This is a genomic window from Limibacillus sp., assembly GCA_037379885.1.
Classification (GTDB): domain Bacteria; phylum Pseudomonadota; class Alphaproteobacteria; order Kiloniellales; family CECT-8803; genus JARRJC01.
In genome coordinates this window covers 33755-56792 of the sequence record JARRJC010000031.1, presented here as the reverse complement: position 1 = coordinate 56792, position 23038 = coordinate 33755, and the positions used below count along the sequence as shown (strand labels likewise).

At 64.9% G+C, this 23038-nt stretch carries 15 protein-coding genes and 2 pseudogenes; 9 read left to right on the top strand and 8 right to left on the bottom strand.

What is annotated here, in order from left to right; genetic code table 11:
• Positions 1-244: 244 nt before the first annotated feature.
• The 6 genes from P8X75_10545 to P8X75_10520 all read right to left on the bottom strand — a co-directional run bounded on the left by P8X75_10545 (position 245) and on the right by P8X75_10520 (position 6471).
• Positions 245-676, bottom strand: coding sequence for a DUF2160 domain-containing protein (locus P8X75_10545; GenBank protein ID MEJ1995632.1), 432 nt, complete (start codon positions 674-676; stop codon positions 245-247).
• Between the two features lie 12 nt (positions 677-688).
• Complete coding sequence (locus tag P8X75_10540) at positions 689-1489, bottom strand: carbohydrate ABC transporter permease (GenBank protein MEJ1995631.1); 801 nt, start codon at positions 1487-1489, stop codon at positions 689-691.
• Complete coding sequence (locus P8X75_10535) at positions 1489-2352, bottom strand: sugar ABC transporter permease (GenBank protein MEJ1995630.1); 864 nt, start codon at positions 2350-2352, stop codon at positions 1489-1491. Before P8X75_10535 ends, P8X75_10540 begins: the two co-directional genes overlap by 1 nt.
• Positions 2349-3443 (bottom strand): ABC transporter ATP-binding protein, encoded by a 1095-nt coding sequence (locus P8X75_10530; GenBank protein ID MEJ1995629.1) that lies wholly within the window; start codon positions 3441-3443, stop codon positions 2349-2351. Before P8X75_10530 ends, P8X75_10535 begins: the two co-directional genes overlap by 4 nt.
• A 42-nt stretch (positions 3444-3485) precedes the next feature.
• Positions 3486-4550: an ABC transporter ATP-binding protein gene (locus tag P8X75_10525; GenBank protein MEJ1995628.1), complete on the bottom strand. Its 1065-nt coding sequence runs from the start codon at positions 4548-4550 to the stop codon at positions 3486-3488.
• 181 nt (positions 4551-4731) lie between these two features.
• Positions 4732-6471 (bottom strand): ABC transporter substrate-binding protein, encoded by a 1740-nt coding sequence (locus P8X75_10520; GenBank protein MEJ1995627.1) that lies wholly within the window; start codon positions 6469-6471, stop codon positions 4732-4734.
• 371 nt (positions 6472-6842) lie between these two features.
• On the opposite strand from P8X75_10520, the gene P8X75_10515 reads away from it, so the two are divergent.
• The 6 genes from P8X75_10515 to P8X75_10490 all read left to right on the top strand — a co-directional run bounded on the left by P8X75_10515 (position 6843) and on the right by P8X75_10490 (position 16047).
• Positions 6843-7646: a DeoR/GlpR family DNA-binding transcription regulator gene (locus P8X75_10515; protein MEJ1995626.1), complete on the top strand. Its 804-nt coding sequence runs from the start codon at positions 6843-6845 to the stop codon at positions 7644-7646.
• Positions 7647-7834: 188 nt separating this feature from the next.
• Positions 7835-9355 carry a glycerol-3-phosphate dehydrogenase gene (gene glpD / locus P8X75_10510; protein MEJ1995625.1) on the top strand — a complete coding sequence of 507 codons (1521 nt, stop codon included), beginning with the start codon at positions 7835-7837 and terminating at the stop codon, positions 9353-9355.
• Between the two features lie 51 nt (positions 9356-9406).
• Complete coding sequence (gene glpK / locus P8X75_10505) at positions 9407-10924, top strand: glycerol kinase GlpK (GenBank protein MEJ1995624.1); 1518 nt, start codon at positions 9407-9409, stop codon at positions 10922-10924.
• A gap of 140 nt (positions 10925-11064) precedes the next feature.
• Positions 11065-11604 (top strand): PadR family transcriptional regulator, encoded by a 540-nt coding sequence (locus tag P8X75_10500; GenBank protein MEJ1995623.1) that lies wholly within the window; start codon positions 11065-11067, stop codon positions 11602-11604.
• Positions 11605-11667: 63 nt separating this feature from the next.
• Entirely contained in the window at positions 11668-12771 is a 1104-nt protein-coding gene (locus tag P8X75_10495) for an efflux RND transporter periplasmic adaptor subunit (GenBank protein ID MEJ1995622.1), read from the top strand.
• Between the two features lie 63 nt (positions 12772-12834).
• Positions 12835-16047, top strand: a complete 3213-nt coding sequence (locus P8X75_10490; GenBank protein MEJ1995621.1) for an efflux RND transporter permease subunit — start codon at positions 12835-12837, stop codon at positions 16045-16047.
• 9 nt (positions 16048-16056) lie between these two features.
• Here P8X75_10490 and P8X75_10485 read toward each other — a convergent pair whose 3' ends face one another.
• Positions 16057-17349 carry a LysM peptidoglycan-binding domain-containing protein gene (locus P8X75_10485; protein ID MEJ1995620.1) on the bottom strand — a complete coding sequence of 431 codons (1293 nt, stop codon included), beginning with the start codon at positions 17347-17349 and terminating at the stop codon, positions 16057-16059.
• A 271-nt stretch (positions 17350-17620) separates the two neighbouring features.
• Here P8X75_10485 and P8X75_10480 point away from each other — a divergent pair, with 271 nt between their 5' ends.
• The 3 genes and pseudogenes from P8X75_10480 to P8X75_10470 all read left to right on the top strand — a co-directional run bounded on the left by P8X75_10480 (position 17621) and on the right by P8X75_10470 (position 20259).
• Positions 17621-18205: a TIGR00730 family Rossman fold protein gene (locus P8X75_10480; protein ID MEJ1995619.1), complete on the top strand. Its 585-nt coding sequence runs from the start codon at positions 17621-17623 to the stop codon at positions 18203-18205.
• Positions 18206-18386: 181 nt separating this feature from the next.
• Positions 18387-19579 (top strand): annotated as a pseudogene (locus tag P8X75_10475) (NADP-dependent isocitrate dehydrogenase).
• A 179-nt stretch (positions 19580-19758) separates the two neighbouring features.
• Positions 19759-20259 (top strand): annotated as a pseudogene (locus P8X75_10470) (peptidylprolyl isomerase).
• An 18-nt stretch (positions 20260-20277) separates the two neighbouring features.
• Here P8X75_10470 and alaS read toward each other — a convergent pair.
• The gene (gene alaS, locus P8X75_10465; protein ID MEJ1995618.1) at positions 20278-22932 is read right to left on the bottom strand and encodes an alanine--tRNA ligase; all 2655 of its coding nucleotides are present in this window, start codon (positions 22930-22932) and stop codon (positions 20278-20280) included.
• Positions 22933-23038 lie beyond the last annotated feature (106 nt).

Below are 23038 nucleotides of genomic sequence, written 5' to 3'. Positions count from 1 at the left end.
CGTCGATGAACCACTGCATCTCCGCTTCCTGCTCCTCGCGAGAAAGGACCGAATGTTCGATCTCCTCGTCGAGGAAGGCCGTTGCCGCCTCCATGTCGGCGAAGACGGGCGATCCGAGGATCGCTAGCGCCGCGCCGATCGCGGTACTGGTTGGTAGCGTTCTATACACTGAGTTTCCTCCCTTGGATTTTCAGTTTGTAGGTATCCGGACCGGAACGGCCCGAAAAGACGGGGCCGCGCCCGCTCAGACGAAGCGGAACACGGCAGCCGCGTAGAGAAGGCAGATCAGGACGGCCACGGGCTGCATCGTGCCCACGATCGCGATCCACGCAAGGTTTATGAAGGCGGAACCGAGAAGCGTGATGAACAGCCGGTCGCCACGCGTGGTCTCGATCCCCAGAACACCGCGGCGTGGCGTTTCCGGATAGCGAATGGCGAGAAACGTGAAGACGGTGAGCAGCGCCGCGATGGTAAAGAAGAACGCGGCCGTCGCGAGCGTCCATGCCATCCAGCCGCCGAAGAGCGATCCCGTCCAGCTAATCAAAGCGTCGTTAGATCCCGTCGCGGAAATGATCAGGAGGATAAACGCCACGGCGACATAGACGCCGAGTGTCGCGATGGCCGCGGTCCGGAACCGGCGGTGGAAGGCTTCGCTGCGTTCGGGTTGGTCGGACATGCCTCTCCTCCCTTACACGCGGCCCAGGGCGAAGCCCTTGGCGATGTAGTTGCGCACGAAGTAGATGACGATCGCGCCCGGCACGATGGTCAGCGACCCCGCCGCGGCGAGCAGCCCCAGTTCGTAGCCCGAGGTCGAGGCCGTGCGCGTCATGACGGCCGCGATGGGCTTTGCCTCCACCGAGGTGAGCGTCTTGGCCAGCAGCAGTTCGACCCAGGAGAACATGAAGCAGAAGAAGGCGGCCACGCCGATCCCCGCCGTGATGGTCGGCACGAAGATCTTGAAGAAGAAGCGCGGGAAGGAATAGCCGTCGACATAGGCCGTCTCATCCAGCTCCTTGGGCACGCCGGACATGAAGCCTTCCAGGATCCAGACCGCGAGCGGAATGTTGAAAAGACAGTGCGCCAGCGCCACCGCGATGTGGGTATCGAACAGGCCGACCGCGGAGTAGAGGTTGACGAAGGGCAGCGCGAAGACCGCCGGCGGCGCCATGCGGTTGGTCAGGAGCCAGAAGAAGAGGTGCTTGTCGCCCAGAAAGCGGTAGCGCGAGAAGGCGTAGGCCGCGGGCAACGCGGCCGAGACCGAGAGCAGCGTGTTGATCGAGACGTAGAGGATCGAGTTGATGTAGCCGCTGTACCAGGTCGAGTCCGTGAAGATGGTGATGTAGTTGTCGAGCGTGAATTCCTGCGGGAACAGCGTGAAGGAACCCAGGATCTCGTTGGTGGTCTTGAACGACATGCTCAAGAGCCAATAGATCGGCAGCATCAGGAAGAGGATGTACAGGGTCGGCGCAAGCCAGCTTAAGCGTTTCATCACTGTTCCTCGTTGCGCATCATCACGGAATAGAACACCCAACTCAGCAGCAGGATGATCAGGAAGTAGATCAGGGACATGGCCGCAGACGGACCCAGGTCGAACTGACCCAGCGACATCTTCACCAGATCGATCGAGAGATAGGTGGTGGAGTTACCGGGGCCGCCGCCGGTCAAGACGAAGGGCTCGGTGTAGATCATGAAGCTGTCCATGAAGCGCAGCAGCACCGCGATGGTCAGGACGCGCTTCATCTTGGGCAACTGGATGTAGCGGAAGACCGCCCAGCTTCCCGCACCGTCGATCTTGGCCGCCTGATAGTAGGCGTCGGGGATCGAGATCAGCCCGGCGTAGGCCAGCAGCACCACCAGCGAGGTCCAGTGCCAGACGTCCATCAGGACCACCGTCGCCCAGGCGGAGAGCGGCTGCTGGGTGTAGTTGTAGTCGAAGCCGATGGCGTTGAGGGTCCAGCCCAGAAGCCCGATGTCCGGGAGCGCGAAGATGTTCCAGATCGCGCCCACGACGTTCCAGGGAATCAGCAGCGGCAAGGCCATCAGCACGAGGCAGACCGAAACCCAGGGGCCGCTTCTCGGCATGGTCAGCGCGATGGCCACCCCCAGCGGAATCTCGATGGCGAGAATGATGCCGGTGAAGGCGAGCTGGCGCAGCAGCGCGTCGTGGAAGCGGTCGGAGTTCAGGATCTGCTCGTACCACTGCACCCCGGACCAGAAGAAGACGTTGTCGCCGAAGGATTCCTGCAGCGAGTAATTGACCACGGTCATCAGCGGCAGGATCGCGTTGAAGGCGACCAGCGCCACGACGGGCAGGACGAAGAGCCAGGCCCTGTTGTTGACTGTCTTCCTCATGCGCCTTCTCCCGCCTTGACCATCCAGCCGTCCGCGTAGACCCGCGTGTAGCCGGGGTTGAAGACCACCCGGGGCCGCCCGCTCGGCAGCGCCTTGCCCTCGGGCTGAAGCAGTTTGATCACCGCGCCCTCGCAGTGGGTCTCGACGATGGAATAGCGCCCGGCGTCGGCGACCTTGACCACCTCCACCGGGATACCCTCGCTGCTGTCTTCCTCGGCGAAGGTCACGAACTCGGGCCGCACGCCCAACTCCAGCTTCTTGGCGTCCTGCGGCGGCGCCACGGGCCGTTCGATCTCTATGGCGTGGCCCTTCAGCTTCGGCTTGCCGCCCTCCAGCGTGCAGGGCAGCACGTTCATGCCGGGCGAGCCGATGAAGTGCCCGACGAAGGTGTGCCCGGGCTTCTCGAACAGCTCGATCGGCGTGCCGAACTGCACCACCGCGCCCTCGTACATCACCACCACCTGATCGGCGAAGGTCAGCGCTTCGGTCTGGTCATGGGTCACGTAGATCATGGTCGCGCCGACCTGCTGATGCAGCTCCTTCAGCTTGGAGCGCAGGACCCACTTGAGGTGCGGGTCGATGACCGTCAGCGGCTCGTCGAACATGATCACGTTGACGTCCGAGCGCACCAGGCCGCGGCCCAGCGAAATCTTCTGCTTGCCGTCGGCGGTCAGGCCGGAGGCGCGGCGGTTGATGGTCTCTTCCAGGTCCAGCATGGCGGCGATCTCGCGCACCCGCTTGTCGACCTCACCGGCCGGCACGCCGCGGTTCTTCAACGGGAAGGCCAGGTTCTCGTAGACCGTCATGGTGTCGTAGATCACCGGGAACTGGAACACCTGGGCGATGTTGCGCTTGTCGGTCGGCAGGTCGGTCACGTCCTGATCGCCGAACAGGACCCTGCCCTGAGAGGGAGTGACCAGACCGGAGATGATGTTCAAAAGCGTGGTCTTGCCGCAGCCCGAGGGCCCCAGCAGCGCGTAGGCGCCGCCGTCGGCCCAGTCCATGTCCACATGCTTCAACGCCCAATCGTCTTCCGACGCCGGGGTCTTGGTGTAGCTGTGTCTCAGGTCTTTAAGCCGTATGTTCGCCATGATGCCCTGTAAAAGCCCTTACCCTGGTTCCGCCCCGCCCGGTCAGGCGATACGCCGTTCTTCCTGATCGAAGAACAGGCAGTTCTCAACGTCGATATAAAGCCGCGCGACCTCGCCCACCTTGAAGGGATGGATCCCGTGGGAGAGAGAGACCCAGGCCCCCTCTTCGACTTCGAAGTGGACCACGCTCTCCGATCCGCTGAGCTCGGCCACCTGGACGCGCCCCTCGATGGGCGCGGCGCGCTCGCTCTGCGGGCTCGGCGTCACGTGGTGCGGCCGCACGGCCACGGTGTAGCTGCCGTCCGGCAGGTCGGCGTAGCGGGGTCCCGCATCCCAGCTGACTTTCGGCGTCAGCACGAAACGCCCGTTCTCCTTGCGCACCGTCGCGGAATTGATGGGCGGGTCGGAAAACACCTGGGCGCTGCGCAGGCCGGCAGGCTTGCGGTAGGTCTCCAGCGTATCGCCGAACTGGGTCACCTTTCCCTGGTGCAGACAGGCGGTGTAGCCGCCGAGCAGCAGGGCCTCCGTCGGCTCCGTCGTTGCGTAGACGATGGTGCATTCGCGGTCGGAAAAGAGCTTCGGAAGCTCGTCGCGCAGCTCTTCGCGCAGCTTGTAGTCGAGGTTGGCGAGCGGCTCGTCCAACAACACCAGGTCGGCGTTCTTGACCAGGGCGCGGGCCAGGGCCGTGCGCTGCTGCTGTCCGCCGGAGAGCTGGCCGGGGCGGCGCTGCAACATCGGGGTCAGGCGCAGCAGTTCGGCGATCTTGCCGACGCGCTCCTTGATGTCGGCCTCGGCCAGGCGTGCGACACGCAGCGGCGAGGCGATGTTCTCGTAAACGGTCAGGTTCGGATAGTTGATGAACTGCTGGTAGACCATGGAGACGTTGCGCTTCTGCACCGCCATCCCGGTCACGTTCTTGCCGCCGAACCAGACTTCGCCCTCGGTCGGCTTTTCGAGCCCGGCCATGATCTGCATCAGCGTCGTCTTCCCCGCCAGGGTCGTGCCCAGCAGGATGTTGAAGGCGTTTTCCTTCAGCGTGAGGTCGGTGGGATAGATATGGGTTTCCCCGTCCACGCGCTTGACGACGTTTTTCAACTCAAGAGCCATCTGCCCGATACCTGCCTTGTTCCAGGGCGTCCGTTGGATCGTTGCCGAGTGATAGAGCGGGACCTTGCACAAAGCCCCCTCCAAGCACCCCTCTATGGAGCAAGAGGGGCGCAGGCTTGGGAGGACCCGACCTGCGCCCCTTTTCGCCCGTCCTAACGGACGAAGCAGCTCCTAGTTGGCCTTAGTTGGCCTGCCAGCGGGCGACGAGTTCGTCGTAGGGGATGGTCTCACCCTGCGGCTTCTCGTTCGCGAGCTTGGCCTTCGGACCGTTCTCCATGCTGAACCACTCGTCCGCGGACTTGGGCTCGTTCAGACGCGGTCCACAGCCACCGTAGGTGCCGGCCTGCTCATCGGCCTGCTGCATGCGGCCCATGACCTGGTCCATCTGTTCGGCCAGACGGTCCATGGCTTCCTGCGGGGTGAAGGCGCCGGAGTTCACGTCACCGATGTTCTGCCACCAGAGCTGAGCCAGCTTGGGGTAGTCGGGGACGTTCACGCCCGTCGGGGTCCAGAGCACCCGGTCCGGGGAGCGGTAGAACTCCACCAGGCCGCCCAGCTTCGGGGCGCGCTCGGTGAAGGACTCATGCCGGATATCCGAATCGCGGATGATGGTGAGGCCGACATGGCTCTTCTTCAGGGACACGGTCTTGGAGACGGTGAACTGAGCATAGAGCCAGGCAGCCTTGGCGCGGTCCGTCGGCGTGGACTTGAACAGCGTCCAGGAACCGGCGTCCTGATAGCCGAGCTTCTGGCCTTCCACCCAGTAGGGGCCGTGCGGAGAGGGAGCCATGCGCCACAGCGGGTTGCCATCGGCGTCCACGGTGTTGTTGCCCTCGCTCTGCGGGGCCACCATGGTCGCGGTGAAGGCGGTGTACCAGAAGATCTGCTGGGCCACGTTGCCCTGGGCCAGAGCCGGCAGCGACTGATAGAAGTCGTAGTCGGCAGCGCCCGGAGGGGCGTACTTGCGCAGCCACTCGTCCCACTTGCGGATGGCATAGACGGCAGCCGGACCGTTGGTGCCGCCGCCGCGGGTCACCGAGGCGCCAGCGGGGTTGCAGGAGCCCTCTTCCATGCGGATGCCCCACTCGTCGATGGGACGGCCGTTCGGAAGGCCGGTGGAGCCGGCGCCGGCCATGGAAAGCCAGGCGTCGGTCATGCGCCAGCCGAGGTCGGGAGCGCGCTTGCCGTAGTCCATGTGGCCATAGACGCGAACACCGTCGATCTCCTTCACGTGGACGGAGAAGAACTCGGCGATATCCTCATAGGCCGACCAGTTGACCGGAACACCCAGGTCGTAACCGTAGATCTCCTTGAACTGGGCCTGCAGGTCCTCGCGCTGGAACCAGTCGTAGCGGAACCAGTAGAGGTTCGCGAACTGCTGGTCGGGAAGCTGATAGAGCTTTCCGTCGGGGCCGGTGGTGAAGGACTTGCCGATGAAATCGTCGACGTCCAGGGTCGGCAGCGTGACGTCTGAGCCCTCGCCCTCCATCCAGTCGGTCAGGTTGACCGCCAGCTGCAGGCGCGAGTGCGTGCCGATGAGATCGGAATCGTTGATGTAGGCGTCGTAGAGGTTGCGGCCGGTCTGCATCTGCGTCTGGACCGCCTGCACCACCTCGCCCTCGCCGAGCAGCTGGTGGTTCACCTTGATGCCCGTGATCTCTTCAAAGGCCTTGGTGAGCACCTTCGACTCATACTCGTGAGTCGGGATGGTCTCGGACAGAACGTTGATCTCCATGCCGGCGAACGGCTCGGCGGCCTTGATGAACCATTCCATCTCAGCCATCTGCTCGTCCTTGGAGAGCGTCGAGGGCTGGAATTCGTCGTTGATCCAGGTTTCGGCTTCGGCCATGCCAGCTTTGGCCTGGCCGGAAAAGCCTATGACGGCAGCGGTCGCCACCGTCAGCATAAACTTCCACTTCATGAGAATCGCCTCCCTATTAGCGTTTATTGCTGCTTGAATCGAAACGAACCTAAAACGAAAGTCAATCGAAAATTTGTGAAACGGCTCTTCGCAGGTGCGTAATATAATTACTCTCACCGCCGTATTCATAACCCGAACAGATACAAAGCACCGATTTCTAAAGCAGGAAAATTTCTGACCCACTTTCGCTTGCAAAGACAGCCTTCAGATCGGGTTCGTCTATTATATCACATTGTTTATAAAGTTTTTTTGCAAGAAAGCCGCTCTCCGCGCCGAGTCATCCGGTTTCATACGAAGATTTTTCCCTTTCGGGCGCTCTCGGAAACTCGCTAAACTTCCTTCGTTTCGAGATCAGGAGTTCCCTTATCCCCATGTCCGAGCCTCTTTCGCACCGCCAGCTGCAGATCCTGGAACGCGCTCGCCTTGAAGGCCGCGTCCGGGTCGAGGGTCTGGCGGCGCACTTCGAGGTTACGCCGCAAACCATCCGCAAGGATCTGAACGAACTCTGCGATCGCGGGGTGCTGCAGCGCCTGCACGGCGGCGCCATGCTGGCTTCCGGCGTGGAGAACCTGGGCTATGACGCGCGCCAGATCCTGGCGCAGGAGGAAAAGCAGGCGATCGGACGGCGCTGCGCGGAGCTGATCCCCAACGACTGCTCCCTCTTCATCAACATCGGCACCACGACCGAGGCGGTCTCCAAGGCTTTAGGAAAGCATGAGGGGCTGCTGGTCATTACAAATAATATCAATGTAGCCAATAGCTTACGGATGAACCAGGAAATCCAGGTGATCATCGCAGGCGGGATTGTCCGTTCGCGAGACGGCGGCATTGTCGGCGAGGCGGCGGTCGACCTGATCCGACAGTTCAAGGTCGATTACGCGGTCATCGGGACCTCCGCGATCGACGAGGAAGGCACGCTCTACGACTTCGACTACCGCGAGGTCCGGGTCACTCAGGCGATCATCGAGAACGCGCGGGAAGTGATCCTGGTCGCCGATTCCATGAAGTTCGAGCGCAGCGCGCCCGTGAAGATCGGCCACATCTCCCAAACCGACCAGTTCATCACCGACAAACTGCCGGGTGACGCCATCCGCAGGCTCTGCAACGAAAGCGATGTGGAGGTAATCGAGGTGGCCACCGATCCAGGCGCCAAGGGACTCCGCGAGACCGCCTGAGGAATCCTGTATCGAGGCGGGGCGACGCGAAAACCGAAACCTTCATCATTTCGCTACTTTCGTTTTTCTTCGTTTTCATGCTACGGTTCGGCCTTTCCCGGCTATCGGGGGCGGATTGGCCCTGCGCAAAGTCCTTTTGCGACCTCCGTCCCTCCAGAGCGAGGCCATAGGAGGTAGAGAGCGGCGTTATGGCCGAGGAGACCTACGACATCGCGATCATCGGCGGCGGCGTGAACGGCTGTGGGATAGCCCGCGATGCGGCGGGCCGAGGCCTTTCGGTCTTCCTTTGCGAGAAGGACGATCTGGCGAGCGCCACCTCTTCGGCCTCGACCAAGCTGGTTCACGGCGGCCTGCGCTATCTGGAACACTATGAGTTCCGGCTCGTGCGCGAAGCCTTGATCGAGCGCGAGACGCTGCTCCGCATGGCGCCGCATATCATCTGGCCGCTGCGTTTCGTGCTGCCCCACCACAAGGGGCTGCGTCCGGCCTGGCTGATACGCCTCGGGCTGTTTCTCTACGATCACCTGGGCGGCCGCAAGATCCTGCCGCCCACCCGTTCGCTCGATCTGAAGAGGGATCCCGCGGGCGCGCCGCTCAAGGACGACTATGTCAAAGCCTTCGAGTATTCCGACTGCTGGGTGGAGGATTCCCGGCTCGTGGTGCTGAATGCCCGCGACGCCGCGGACCGGGGCGCGGTCGTGCGCACCCGCACCCATTGCAGCCGCGCCGAACGTCAGGGCTCGCAGTGGCTGCTGACCCTTGAGGACGAACGCGGCGAGACCCGCGAGATCAAGGCGCGCAGCCTGATCAACGCGACCGGCCCCTGGGTCTCCAGCTTCCTGACCGAAAGCCTGCGCATGAACGCCGCCGACAGGGTGCGCATGGTCAAGGGCAGCCACATCATCCTGCGCCGCCTCTTCGATCACGACCGCTGCTACATCTTCCAGAACAGCGACGGGCGGATCGTCTTCGCGATCCCCTACGAGCAGGACTTCACGCTGATCGGCACCACCGACGAGGACTTCGAGGGCGACCCCGCAAAGGCCGAAATCTCGGAGCGGGAGACCGACTACCTCATCACGGCGCTCTCCGATTACCTGGCGACGCCGATCCGGCGGGAAGACATCGTGGCCAGCTATTCCGGCGTGCGCCCGCTCTATGACGATGGCGCGAGCGCAGCGCAGGAAGCGACACGCGACTACGTCTTGAAGCTTGAGGGCGCTGAGGGCGAGGCCCCGCTGCTCAACGTCTTCGGCGGCAAGATCACGACCTACCGCAGGCTCGCGGAAGCCGCGCTGGAGAAGCTGGGCAGCCGCCTGAGCGGCATGAAAGACCCTTGGACCGAAGGCGCCGCGCTGCCCGGCGGCGACTTCCCCTGGGACGGGGCGGAAGCCCTCACCGACCGCCTGGCCGCCGCGCATCCCTACCTGGAACGCAGGCACCTGCGCAGACTGGTCCGCGCCTACGGCACCCGCGCCGAGCGCATCCTGGAGGGCGCCGACAGCATCAAGGCGCTCGGCCGCCACTTCGGTGCCGACCTCTATGAGCGCGAGCTTGCCTACCTGATCGATCAGGAGTGGGCCCGGCGCGCCCGGGACGTGGTCTGGCGGCGCAGCAAGCTGGCGCTGCGCTTGAGCCGGGAGGAGATCACGGCGCTCGACGCCTGGATGGCCGAACAGGGCGTGCCGCGCTACGCTGCGGCGGCTTGAAGGAAACGCAAACGAGACGAAAAAGCAGCGCCGCCGGGAGGTAGACCGCCAATGTCCCGCTACATCATCGCCATCGACCAGGGCACGACCTCGTCCAGGGCCATGCTCTTCGACGCCGGGTACCGCGTCGTCTCCGTCGCCCAACAGGAGTTCGATCAGCACTTCCCGCAATCGGGCTGGGTCGAGCACGAGGCCGAGGACCTATGGCGCACGACGCTGGAGACCTGCCGTGACGCCATGGAGAACGCCGGCGCCAAGGCCGGGGACGTGGCGGCCATTGGGATCACCAACCAGCGCGAGACCACCGTCATCTGGGACCGCGAGACCGGAGAGGCGATTCATCGCGCGATCGTCTGGCAGGACCGCCGCACCGCGTCGCTCTGTCAGGACTTGAAGGCGAAGGGCTGGGAGGCGGAAGTGACCGCCAAGACCGGCCTGCTGCTCGATCCCTACTTCTCGGGCACCAAGGTCGCCTGGCTTCTGGACAAGGTCGAGGGCGCGCGGGAGAAGGCCGAGGCCGGAAAGCTCGCCTTCGGCACGGTGGACAGCTTCCTGCTCTGGCGCCTCACCGGCGGAAAGGTGCATGCGACCGACGCCACCAACGCCTCGCGCACGTTGCTGTTCGATATCCACAAGGGGGACTGGGACGACGACCTCCTGGAGATGCTGCGCGTGCCGCGCTCGCTGCTGCCCGAAGTGCGGGACAGCGCCAGCGACTTCGGCATGACCGAGCCCTCGCTCTTCGGCAAGGCCATCCCGGTCGCCGGGATCGCTGGCGATCAACAGGCGGCCACGGTCGGTCAGGCCTGCTTTTCGCCCGGCATGATGAAGTCGACCTACGGCACCGGCTGCTTTGCGCTCCTCAATACCGGAGAGCAGAGCGTGGTCTCGCGCAACCGCATGCTGACCACCATCGCCTATCAGTTGGACGGCAAGCGCACCTATGCGCTGGAAGGGGCGATCTTCGTGGCCGGCGCCGCCGTTCAGTGGCTGCGCGACGGGCTGGGCGTGATCGGCTCCGCGGGCGAGACGGCGGCCCTCGCCGAGGCCGCGGACGAACACCAGGCGGTCTATCTTGTGCCGGCCTTCACCGGGCTCGGCGCGCCGCACTGGGATGCCGAGGCGCGCGGCGCGCTCTTCGGCCTCACGCGCAAGACCGGGCCCGCCGAACTGGCCCGCGCGGCGCTGGAAGCGGTCTGCTACCAGACGCGCGACCTGCTGGAGGCCATGCAGGGCGACTGGAGCGACGCGCGCGGTCAGAAGACCATCCTCAGGGTCGATGGCGGCATGGTCGCCAGCGACTGGACCATGCAGTTCCTGGCCGACATCCTGGATGCGCCGGTTGACCGGCCCCAGGTCATGGAGACCACGGCCCTGGGCGCCGCCTACCTGGCCGGACGGCAGGTCGGCTTCTATGGCGATCTCGACGACTTCGCGAAGAGCTGGAACCTGGAGCGCCGCTTCGAACCCGCAATGGCCGACGACAAACGCGCCGCCAAGTATGCCGGCTGGAAGGACGCCGTGCGGCGGGTCCAGTCCAACTACCGGCCCGGCGACCCGAAGAACTAGGCCCTTCCCTCTTCAACCTGACTGTTGTCCGGCCGCGTTCAGGCGCGGAGCCCAAGGCTATGAGACTCTTATATGTCAGCTTGACATATGTTTAGCCAATATATATTGAACTTGAATATTCTTAACCGGGAGACCCCCTCATGGACACCCGATGCCTCTGTCTGGCCGCGCTTTCCCATGGCGAGGCCAGTGGCTACGAAATCAAGAAGATGCTGGAAGAGCCGCCGCTGAGCGCCATCCAGGAGGCGAGCTTCGGCGCAATCTACCCCGCGCTGAACCGGCTCGCCGAGGAAGGGCTGGTGGTCTGCCGCGCCCAGCAGCAGGAAAAGCGCCCTGACAAGAAGGTCTACGCACTGACCGAGGAAGGCGTGGAAGCGCTGGTGACGCAGCTTGAGGGCGACCTTGAGATGGACCGCTTCCGCTCTGACTTCCTGTTCATGGTCATGCATTCGCACATGGTCGACCCGCGCCGCCTCGCCCGCGCGCTGGAGGCCAAACTGAGCTTCTATGAAACCAAGATAGAGACCATGTCGCAGTGCGACCTGTCGGAATCGACCGAAGGACGGCGTTTCGTCCATGGCTTCGGCCTCGCGCTCTACCGCGCGGCGGCCGAGTACCTCCGTGCGAACGGCGATGCCCTTCTGGAGGAGCATAAGAAACACCGCGCAGCGGCCGAATAGGGGGAACCCCAGCGGAGCTCGCTGCGTAGAACGAGTGAGAGAGATCGGGAAGAGCTGGCGAAGATGAACCGTTCGATAGTCATAGCAGTGCTGATCGCCGCAGGCGCCGCCCTTTGGGTCGGCTCCGGCGCGCTTAGCGAATCAAACGAGCCCGAGGTCAAGAAGGCCCCGGCCGATATCAGCGACCTTGGCGAGCGCCAGCAGGTGCGCGTGCTTGAGCTGAAGGCCGAGCCTTATCTGCGCAGTCTGGTGCTGCGTGGCTCGACCGAGGCCGACCGCAAGGTGGAACTGCGCAGCGAAGCCGCCGGGCGGATCATCGAGCTGCCCTACGACAAGGGCGCGCGGCTGGAAAAGGACGATGTGATCCTCACCATCGCCCCCCAGCAGTACCCGGCCCAACTGCGGGAGGCCGAGGCCCTGCGTGAACAGCGCCGCATCGAGGTCGAAGCGGCCCGCAAGCTGGCCGACAAGGGCTATCGTTCCCAGACTGAGCTGGCCGCCTCCGAAGCCGCCCTTCAGGCCGCAGACGCCGCGGTCGAGCGGGCGCAGGTGGCAATCGACAACCTGACGATCCGCGCGCCCTTCGCGGGCAAGCTGGAGACGCGAAGCGTGGAGTTGGGCGACTATCTGGATGTCGGCGACGTCATCGGCCTGCTGGTCGACCTGAATCCGATCCGCGTCGTGGGCTTCGCCAACGAGCAGCAGATCGACGAACTGGAACTGGGCACGCCCGGAAAGGTACGCCTGCTGAACGGAACCTGGCTTGAAGGCGAGTTAAGCTACATCTCCGCCGCCGCCGAGAGCGGTACGCGCACCTTCCGGGTCGAGCTGTCGGTCGACAACAGCGATGAGCGCATTCCCGACGGCATTACCGCCGAGATGCAACTGCCGCGCAGCGAGATCATGGCTCACCGCCTCTCGCCCGCGTTTCTGACGCTGGCCGACAACGGCCAGATCGGTGTACGCGCCGTGGTCGAAGGCTCGAAGGTGGAGTTCTTCGCGCTGGAGATCGTGGGCGAGTCCCGCGAAGCGGTGTGGGTGACGGGCCTGCCCGAAGTGGCGCGCGTCATCGTCGTCGGGCAGGAGTTCGTGCGCGAGGGCGATCTCGTCGAGCCCTTCGACGCCCAATCTCTGGAGCCGGTCTTCGTTCCGGCAGAGAACTCCTAAGAGACAGAGAAAGAAAAGCCAGCCGCCGGGGCCGCCCCGGCGAGCCAAGCGGGGTCCTGATCCATGAAAGCCTTGATCGAAGCCTGCCTCAGCCATAAGCGCACGGTCCTGACCTCGCTGCTGCTATTGCTGGTCGCGGGCGCCTATGCCTATTCGACCATACCCAAGGAGGACTCGCCGGACGTCAACATCCCGATCCTCTACGTGAACGTCGTTCACGACGGCATCTCCCCCGAGGACTCCGAACGCCTGCTGATCAAGCCGCTGGAAACCGAGCTGCGCGGCATCGAAGGCGTGAAGGAGATGCGCTCCACCGCGCACCTGGGCGGCGCCAACATCGTGCTTGAGTTCGAGGCGGGCTTCGACGCTGACCAGGCCATGCTGGATGTGCGCGAGAAGGTTGATCTCGCAAAACCAGACCTGCCCTCGGAAGCCGAGGAGCCCATCGTGGAGGAGGTGAACCTGAGCCTCTTCCCCGTGCTGACCGTGACGCTTTCCGGACAGGTGCCGGAGCGCACGCTGCTGCGTCTGGCGAAGGACCTTCAGGACAAGATCGAAGGCATCCCGCCCGTGCTGAGCGCCACGCTCAACGGCGACCGGGAAGAGCTCTTGGAGATCGTGGTCGATCCGCTGGTGCTGGAGAGCTACCAGCTCGACCCAGAAGCGATCATCAACTACGTCAACCGCTCCAACCTGCTGGTCGCCGCCGGCGAACTGGACAGCGGCGCCGGCCGCTTCCCGGTCAAGGTGCCGGGGCTCTTCGAGAACGTGAAGGACATCCTCGACCTGCCCATCAAGGTCGACGGCGACCGCGTGGTGAAGTTCACCGACGTCGCCGACCTTCGCCGCACCTTCAAGGACCCGGAGACCTACGTGCGCGTCAATGGCCAGCCGGCCCTGGCGCTGGAGGTGCGCAAGCGCACCGGCGAGAACATCATCGACACCATCGATCAGGTGCGCAGTCTCGTCGAGGAGGAACGCCAGAACTGGCCCCCTGCCGTCCAGGTGAACTACAGCCAGGACAAGTCCAGTGACATCTCGACCATGCTGACGGACCTTCAGAACAACGTGCTGAGCGCGATCCTGCTGGTCATGGTGGTCATCGTGGCCGCCATGGGCCTGCGTACCGCGGGACTCGTCGGCGTCGCCATCCCGGGATCCTTCCTGACCGGCATCCTGGTGATCTACGCCATGGGCCTGACGGTGAACGTGGTCGTTCTTTTCAGCCTGATCCTGTCGGTCGGCATGCTGGTCGACGGCGCCGTGGTCGTGACCGAGTACGCGGACCGCAAGATGAACGAGGGGCTGCCGCGCGGCCAAGCCTACGGGCTAGCGGCCAAGCGCATGTCCTGGCCGATCATCGCGGCGACCGCCACCACGCTCGTCGCCTTCCTGCCGCTGGTTTTCTGGCCCGGCACGGTCGGCGAGTTCATGAAGTACCTGCCGATCACGCTGCTGGCGGTTCTGACCGCCTCGCTCGCCATGGCGCTGCTCTTCGTGCCGACCCTGGGCGCGGTGATCGGCAAGGCGAGCCACAGCACCGGCCCCTCCCTCGCCCCCGGCGAGACGGGCGCGGACGAGTTGAAGCGCCTCTCGGGCGTGACCGGCCGGTACGTGCGTATCCTCAGTGCTGCTCTGAAGCATCCAGGCAAGGTGCTGATCGCCGCCGTGATGCTGTTGGTCGCAGCGCAGTACGCCTATGCCGTCTTCGGAAAGGGCATCGAGTTCTTCCCGGAAGTCGAGCCCAACAACACCTCCCTCCAGATCAGGGCGCAGGGCAACTACTCCATCGACGAGCGCGACGCCCTGGTGCGGCAGGTGGAGAACAACATCCTCGCCATGCAGCGCGAGGAAGGCGAGTTCCACACCATCTACGCCTATTCGCAAGCCAACTCGGGCCAGCAGCGCGACGAGGCCGAAGACATCATCGGCGTGATCCAGCTTGAGTTCGTGGACTGGTTCATGCGCCGCCCCGCCGACGAGATCATCGGAGAGATCCGCGAGCGCAGCGCCAACCTGACCGGCATTCTGATCGAGGCGCGCAAGGAAGAGGCCGGGCCGCCGGTCGGCAAGCCGATCCAGATCGAGGTGGGTTCCTCCAACCCCGCGCTGATTGCCTCGGTGGCCGACAGCATCGGCGGAAAGCTGAAGCAGACCGATGGGCTGATCGATATCGAGGACGGCGGCGCCATCCCCGGCATCGAATGGAACCTGACCATCGACCGCGCCCAGGCGGCGAAGTTCGATGCCGATATCAGCCTGATCGGATCCTACGTCCGCATGGTGACCAACGGCTTGAAGCTGGACGGCTACCGGCCCGACGATACCGAGGAGGAGATCGACATCGTGGTGCGCCTGACGCGCGACGAACGCACCATCGCCTTCCTCGATCAATTGCGCATCCAGACCAATCAGGGCCCGGTGCCGATCAGCAATTTCATGACCCGCTCGGCCCAGCCCAAGGTCAACATGCTGCACCGCGTGGACGGCCGCCGCACGGTCACGCTGAAGGCGGACGTGGCGCCCGGCCTGCTGGTCAACGACAAGGTCACGGAACTGCGCGAATGGATGACCGGCCAGACCTTCGATCCCCGCGTCTCCGTGGAGTTCAAGGGTGAGGACGAAGAGCAGCAGGAGGCGCAGGCCTTCCTGGTCAAGGCCTTCGGGGTCGCGCTCTTCCTGATGGCGATCATCCTGGTGACCCAGTTCAACTCCTTCTACAGCGCCTTCCTGATACTGACGGCCGTGGTCATGTCGACCATCGGCGTGATGCTGGGCCTGCTCGCCATCGGCGAGCCCTTCGGCATCATCATGTCGGGCATCGGGGTGATCGCGCTGGCCGGCATCGTGGTCAACAACAACATCGTGCTGATCGACACCTACGACCGCCTGAAGCTGGAAAGCGAGAACCACATGGAGGCGATCCTGCTGACCGGCGCGCAGCGCCTGCGCCCGGTGCTGCTCACCTCCGTCACGACGATCCTGGGCCTGATGCCGATGGTGCTGCGCACCAACATCGACTTCATCGCCCGCGACGTGCAGGTCGGGGCGCCTTCGACCCAATGGTGGACGCAGCTTGCGACAGCGGTCGCCTTCGGCCTCGCCTTCGCCACCGTGCTGACCTTGATCGTCACGCCCTCCGCGCTGATGCTGCGCGCCAACCTGCAGGATTGGCGGGCGCGCCGCCGGGCCCTGAAGGAGGCGCGCAAGGCCGCCAGGAACGCAGGGGACGAACAGCCCGAAGAAGCCGACGACCTGCCCGCTGCGGCTCAGTAAGCCAGAGATTTACTGCGTAACGGTGCTGTCTTCGGGCAGGATGAAGATCTGACCCGGATAGATCAGGTCGGGATCGCGGATCTGCTGCTTGTTGGCCTGATAGATCAGGGTGTAGCGGATTCCGCGGCCATAGGTGCGGCGGGCGATGCGCCAGAGGCTGTTGCCCGGCTCGACCTTCACCTCTCCGCTGGCCGCCATCTCGCTGTCTCCGGGAGCGCGGTAGAACTGCGTTTCCACCCGCGCGATCACCTTGCCGTCCTGACCGATTTGATCGACTCGCAAACGATGGGCGCCTGAAGGTACCGGGTCGGCCGGAATCGCGTTCCAGCGCCCGGCGGCGTCGGCGAGGGTGTCGGCCAGGCCTTCATCGTCCAGATAGACGAAGAGGCGCGCGTTGGGCGGCGCCTTCCCGGCGATGATCAGATTTCCGTCGGCGTCATAGTCGATGATCTCCAGCGCCAGATCGCCCGAACTGATGCCCAGACCCTCCGGCGACTGCATGACCCGCGCCGGAGCGCCCGGCTGGTCGGAGAGCAGGACGGTCATGACGCCGCCGGCCCCGTCCTGGCCGCCACCTTCGTCAGGCCCGCCATCCGCCTCGGCCACGGCGCGCCGTTCCGGCACCACGACCAGCACGCTCTGTTCGGAGACCAGCCAGCCGCCATCCGGCCCGAGACGGCTTCGAAGCCGCAATTCGTAATCGCCGGGCGACAGGGGCTCATCCGGAAGCGCCACGAACTCGCCACGGCCGTCGGCCTCAACGGCGGTGCCGGGCAGCGGTCTGTCCGCGCCGGTCAGCACCTCCACCTCCGCGCCCGGCGTGGCGCGCCCGGCGATCAGGGTGGAGCCGTCCTTTTCCACCCGAACGATATCGAAGGTCGGCATGATCAAGGTCAGCGCGTCTCCCTGCTCTTGGCCGGCGGGGTCGGTGGCGGCGGGTGCCTCTGCCGCGCCCGCTGCGCCCAGCTCGACCTCACCGCCGGAGGTGGCGACGCTGTCGCGTTCCTGGGAAGGTTGACTGTCCTCGAGTGCCTCGGTCTGGGGCGCTTCTGTCTGGGGCGCTTCTGTCTGGGGCGCCTCTGCCTGGTGCGTGTTCGTTTGGGGCGTGTCCGCTTGGGGGGAGTCTGCCTGCTGCGTCGGCGCAGCGGCCTCTTCTGTGGATTGCCCGGCGGACGCCGGGTCATCCGAAGCGGGCGCCTCGGCTTCGATCTGGCCGCCGCCCGCGGCGGGATCGCTGAGCGGTTGGGGTTCCGGGTTCTGCAGATAGAGCAGCACGGCGACGAGCGCGAGGCCGAGCCCCACAATCAGCAAGAGTCGAATGTTTTTCACTGCAAGAACGCGCCCCCAGATCCCGCTTTAAGAACCCGCTTTCTTTGGTTTCGGCAGTATTTGCCGTTAAAGCAACCTACTCCCATCCTCCCGCGCCGCGCAATGGCGTGAGGCTTTTACGCCTTTTCCACTCCGCCTCCCGCGGAGCGGAAAGGCCGTCATCAAGAGGACACTTGACCTTCCGGTGCGGCGGGGCGACCAATTAGGCGACGTTCCCCCATTGCAGAGGATATCCAACAGCCCCATGACCGGCTTTTCCAGCATCTGTCTTTACGGCGGCGCATCGGACGCTGTGCCAGGAACCCATCTGGACGCCGCAAGGCGCCTGGGCCGGCTCTGCGCGGAGCGCGGGCTCTCCGTCATCTTCGGCGGCGGGCGGGTCGGCATGATGGGCGCCGTGGCCGATGGCGCACTGGAGGCCGGAGGCGAGGTCATCGGCATCATCCCCAAGCACTTGGAGGACGTCGAGGTGGGACACCAGGGCGTGACCCGCCTGGAGGTCGTGGACTCCATGCATGTGCGCAAGATGCGCATGTTCGACCTTTCCGACGCCTTCTGCTCCCTGCCCGGCGGTCTCGGCACGCTGGATGAAACCTTCGAGATCATGACCTGGCGGCAGCTCGGGCTTCACGACAAACCGGTCTTCGCCCTGGATCTGGAGGGTTACTGGGCACCCTTGAAGAGCCTTCTGGATCATCAGGCCAACACCGGTTACGTGCGCCCGCAGCACCGCGATATTCTTCAGTTCGTCCCGGATGCCGACGCCCTCATGCAGGCCCTGGACGACGCCAAGCCCGGCGCGCTGAAAGGCGACAAGGAACGCTTCTGAACGACCGGCTGCCGGACGGCCGCTCAAGCGCCTCCGGCGCACGATGTTGCACTGCACGGAAAGCCTGTTATCTTGCGCGGCGACGCATTCCCGCAAGCGCGGCCGGCACGCGGTTCCAGCAGTCCCGGTCACGCCCGAGGCATCGCCCTGAACGGCACGGCAAGAACGGAGGCTCCCGCCCATGGCCAAGATCCAGGTTAAGAACCCCATCGTCGAACTCGACGGCGACGAGATGACCCGCATCATCTGGAAGATGATTCGCGAGCGTCTGATCCTCCCCTACCTCGATGTCGACCTGAAGTACTACGACCTCTCCGTCGAGAAGCGCGACGAGACCGACGACCAGATCACCGTCGATTCCGCCGAGGCGATCAAGAAGTACGGCGTGGGCGTCAAGTGCGCGACCATCACGCCGGACGAGGGCCGGGTCGAGGAGTTCGGCCTGAAGAAGATGTGGCGCTCGCCGAACGGAACGATCCGCAACATCCTGGGCGGCACGGTGTTCCGCCAGCCGATCATCTGCGAGAACGTGCCGCGGCTCGTGCCCGGCTGGACGCAGCCCATCGTGATCGGCCGCCATGCCTTCGGCGACCAGTACCGGGCCACCGATTTCAAGGTGCCGAGCGCGGGCAAGCTGACCATGACCTTCCAGCCCGCCGACGGCGGCGAGGCGCAGACCTACGATGTCTTCGACTTCCCCGAGGCCGGCGTCGCCATGGGCATGTACAACCTGGATGAGTCGATCCGCGGCTTTGCGCGGGCCTGCATGAACTACGGCCTGATGCTCGGCTGGCCGGTCTATCTCTCGACCAAGAACACGATCCTCAAGGTCTACGACGGCCGCTTCAAGGACATCTTAAGTTCGCGGCAAAGAAGCTCACCTACGAGCACCGCCTGATCGACGACATGGTGGCGGCGGCCCTGAAGTGGTCCGGCGGCTTTGTCTGGGCCTGCAAGAACTACGACGGCGACGTGCAGTCCGATACGGTCGCCCAGGGCTTCGGTTCGCTGGGTCTCATGACCTCCGTGCTCATGACTCCGGACGGCAAGACGATCGAGGCCGAGGCCGCCCACGGCACGGTCACGCGCCACTACCGCCTGCACCAGCAGGGCAAGGACACCTCGACCAACCCGATCGCCTCGATCTTCGCCTGGACCCGCGGTCTCTACTACCGCGGCACCTTCGACGACACGCCCGATGTGGTGCGCTTCGCCAAGGCGCTTGAGGAGGTCTGCATCAAGACCGTCGAGGACGGCGACATGACCAAGGACCTGGCGCTTTTGGTGGGGCCGGATCAGCCCTGGCTGACCACCAACGAGTTCTTCACCAAGATCGACGAGAACCTGCAAAAGCACATGGCTGACTGGAAGTAGGCCGCGATCTGGTCCAGATTATCGGGGGCCGGAGGAAGAAACGCCTCCGGCCCCCCTTATTCTTGAGGAGGAGCCCCCGAGGCTTCCCCCGCGGTCAGGACCGCGCCCGAAAGACAGAAAGACCGGAGCGACCGATGAAACGACTGATACTCAGCCTCATGATTGTGATTGGAGGACTTATGGCCGGCGAGACCACGGCGCAAGCCCAGAGCGACCCCGAAAACACCCTGGTAATGGAACTGAAGGACGGCGAGGTCCTGATCGAGCTGTTCCCCGACAAGGCACCGCAGCACGTCGCGCGCGTTAAGGAACTGGCCCGCAAGGGCTTCTATGACGGCCTCGTCTTCCACCGGGTGATGGACGGCTTCATGGCCCAGACCGGCGACCCCGACGGCACCGGGCGCGGCGGCTCGGGCATCAACATCTCCGCCGAGTTCAACGACGTGCCCTTCACCCGCGGCACCCTCGGCATGGCCCGCGCCCAGCACCCGGACAGCGCCGACAGCCAGTTCTTCATCACCTTCGCCGAGGCCGGCTGGCTGAACGGCCAGTACACCGCCTTCGGGCGCGTGATCGACGGCATGGAGCACGTGGACGCGATCAAGAAGGCCCCGGCCGGCCGCCAGTCCGGCATGGTCGACGACCCCGACAAGATGATCTCCCTGAAGGTGCTGGCCGACTGGAACCAAACTGGTAGCTCACCCCGCCAGCGTGGCCTCGATCGCGTCGATGGCTGCCTGGGCCTTGTCGCCATCGGGGCCGCCGGCCAGGGCCATGTCGGGGCGGCCGCCGCCGCCCTTGCCGCCGAGCGCTTCCGACCCCACGCGGACCAGGTCGACCGCCGATATCTTGCCGGCCAGGTCGTCGGTGACGCCGACCACGAGGGAGGCCTTGCCCTCGTTCACGGCGACCAGGACGACCACGCCCGAGCCGACCTTCTGCTTCAGCGCGTCCGCCGTGGGCTTCAGGTCCTTGGGCGGCGTACCCTCCAGGACCCGCGCAACGAACTTTACGCCGCCGACCTCCTTGGCCTCGGCCCCGCTCTCGCCGCCGCCGCCGGTCGCCAGCTTGCGCCGCGCATCGGCCAGTTCGCGCTCCAGCTTCTTGCGCTCCTCCAGTAGGGAGGCGACGCGCTGGGGCACTTCACCCGGCGCCACCTTCAGCGCCGAGGCGGCCTCGCTCAACAGCTCTTCCTGCTGTTCGACGTAGGCCAAGGCGCCGGGGCCAGTCATGGCCTCGATCCGGCGCACGCCCGCAGCCAGCGCTTCCTCTCGGATGATCTTGAAGAAGCCGATATCGCCCATGCGGCGCACGTGGGTGCCCCCGCAGAGCTCGGTGGAATAGGCCTTGCCGCCCTTCTCCGCATCCTCGCCGCCCATGGAGACGACCCGGACTTCCTCGCCGTACTTCTCGCCGAAGAGCGCCAGCGCGCCCTCCTCGATGGCCTCGTCCGGGGTCATGTAGCGGGTCGCCACCTCGGCGTTCTTGACCACCCGCTTGTTGACCAGCTCTTCGACCGCCTGGATGTCCTCCCGGCTCATGGGACGCGGGTGGCTGATGTCGAAGCGCAAGCGGTCCGGCGCCACCAGCGAGCCCTTCTGGGTGACGTGGTCGCCCAGGCGGCGGCGCAGGGCCTCGTGCAGCAGGTGGGTGGCCGAGTGGTTCGCGCGCAGGCGCGCGCGCCGCTCCCCGTCCACGCGCAGCTCCACCACGTCGCCCACCTTGAGGTTGCCCTTGTTCAGCTTGCCGATGTGGACGTGCAGCTCGCCCAGCTTCTTCTGCGTATCGCTCACGGCGAACTCCGCGCCCTCGTCGCTGAAGAGGATGCCGGCATCGCCCATCTGGCCACCGGACTCGCCATAGAAGGGCGTCTGGTTGGTGAGGATCATGCCCTCCTGCCCTTCCTCCAGGCTCTCCACCTCCTTGCCGTCGCGCAGGATCGCGGTCACCTTGCCTTCGGCCTCCTCGGTGGCGTAGCCGAGGAACTCGGTCGCGCCCAGCTTATCCTGCAGGCCGAACCAGACCGCGTCTGTCGCCGCCTCGCCGGAGCCGGACCAGGCCTTCCGGGCAGCGGCGCGCTGCGCCTCCATGGAGCTCTTGAAGCCCGCCTCGTCCACCTTGCGGCCCTGGCCGCGCAGGATGTCCTGGGTGAGGTCGAGCGGGAAACCAAAGGTGTCGTAGAGCTTGAAGGCCACCTCACCGGCCAGGGTCTCGCCCTCGCCCAGGCGGTCGGTCTCCTCTTCCAGCAGCTTCAGGCCACGGCCGAGCGTTTCCTTGAAGCGGGTCTCTTCCAGCTTCAGGGTCTCGGAAATCAGGGCCTCCGCGCGCTTCAACTCGGGATAGTGACCGCCCATCTGGCCGACCAGCGCGGGCACCAGACGGTGCATCAGCGGCTCCTGACAGCCGAGAATGTGGGCGTGGCGCATGGCCCGGCGCATGATCCGGCGCAGCACGTAGCCGCGCCCGTCCTTGGCGGGCAGCACGCCGTCGGCGATCAGGAAGGAAGAAGCCCGCAGGTGGTCGGCGATGACCCGGTGGCTGACCGCATGCTCGCCGTCCGCCGGCTGGTTCGAGCCCTCGGCGGAGGCTTCGATCAACGCGCGCATCAGGTCGATGTCGTAGTTGTCGTGCTTGCCCTGCAGCACGGCGGCGATCCGCTCCAGCCCCATGCCGGTGTCGATGGAGGGCTTGGGCAGGTCGAGCCGCTTGCCGGGCTCGATCTGCTCGTACTGCATGAAGACCAGGTTCCAGATTTCGATGAAGCGGTCGCCGTCCTCGTCCGGGCTGCCTGGAGGGCCGCCGGGGATCTCCGGCCCGTGATCGAAGAAGATCTCAGAGCAGGGCCCGCAGGGGCCGGTATCGCCCATCTGCCAGAAGTTATCGGATGTCGGGATGCGGATGATCCGGTCTTCCGGCAATCCGGCGATCTTGCCCCAGAGATCGAAGGCCTCATCGTCCTCGGCATAGACGGTCGCCAAGAGCCTTTCCTTGGGCAGCCCGAAGTCCTTGGTGATCAGGTTCCAGGCGAGCTCGATGGCCTCGTCCTTGAAATAATCGCCAAAGGAGAAGTTCCCCAGCATCTCGAAGAAAGTGTGGTGGCGCGCGGTGTAGCCGACGTTCTCCAGGTCATTGTGCTTGCCGCCCGCGCGCACGCACTTCTGAGAGGTGGCGGCGCGCTTGTAGGGGCGCTGCTCGGCGCCGGTGAACACATTCTTGAACTGCACCATGCCCGCGTTGGTGAAGAGCAGCGTGGGATCGTTGCGCGGCACCAGCGGCGAGGAGTCGACCTCCTCGTGCCCGTTGCGCACGAAGTAGCTGAGGAAATGGCTGCGGATGTCGTTGGTGCTTTGCATGCTGCGAAACTTATGCCTCAGGTGACGTCCCCTCAAGGGACCTGCGCCCAATCGCCGTCAAAAATACTTCACCGCGCGGTGAAGACGGCGGGGCGCGGCTTTTCTA

Coding starts and splice junctions, on each gene's coding strand:
- P8X75_10545 (MEJ1995632.1), bottom strand. CDS start 676: ATGTCCGACCAACCCGAACGCAGCGAAGCCTTCCACCGCCGGTTCCGG.
- P8X75_10540 (MEJ1995631.1), bottom strand. CDS start 1,489: ATGAAACGCTTAAGCTGGCTTGCGCCGACCCTGTACATCCTCTTCCTG.
- P8X75_10535 (MEJ1995630.1), bottom strand. CDS start 2,352: ATGAGGAAGACAGTCAACAACAGGGCCTGGCTCTTCGTCCTGCCCGTC.
- P8X75_10530 (MEJ1995629.1), bottom strand. CDS start 3,443: ATGGCGAACATACGGCTTAAAGACCTGAGACACAGCTACACCAAGACC.
- P8X75_10525 (MEJ1995628.1), bottom strand. CDS start 4,550: ATGGCTCTTGAGTTGAAAAACGTCGTCAAGCGCGTGGACGGGGAAACC.
- P8X75_10520 (MEJ1995627.1), bottom strand. CDS start 6,471: ATGAAGTGGAAGTTTATGCTGACGGTGGCGACCGCTGCCGTCATAGGC.
- P8X75_10515 (MEJ1995626.1), top strand. CDS start 6,843: ATGTCCGAGCCTCTTTCGCACCGCCAGCTGCAGATCCTGGAACGCGCT.
- glpD (MEJ1995625.1), top strand. CDS start 7,835: ATGGCCGAGGAGACCTACGACATCGCGATCATCGGCGGCGGCGTGAAC.
- glpK (MEJ1995624.1), top strand. CDS start 9,407: ATGTCCCGCTACATCATCGCCATCGACCAGGGCACGACCTCGTCCAGG.
- P8X75_10500 (MEJ1995623.1), top strand. CDS start 11,065: ATGGACACCCGATGCCTCTGTCTGGCCGCGCTTTCCCATGGCGAGGCC.
- P8X75_10495 (MEJ1995622.1), top strand. CDS start 11,668: ATGAACCGTTCGATAGTCATAGCAGTGCTGATCGCCGCAGGCGCCGCC.
- P8X75_10490 (MEJ1995621.1), top strand. CDS start 12,835: ATGAAAGCCTTGATCGAAGCCTGCCTCAGCCATAAGCGCACGGTCCTG.
- P8X75_10480 (MEJ1995619.1), top strand. CDS start 17,621: ATGACCGGCTTTTCCAGCATCTGTCTTTACGGCGGCGCATCGGACGCT.
- alaS (MEJ1995618.1), bottom strand. CDS start 22,932: ATGCAAAGCACCAACGACATCCGCAGCCATTTCCTCAGCTACTTCGTG.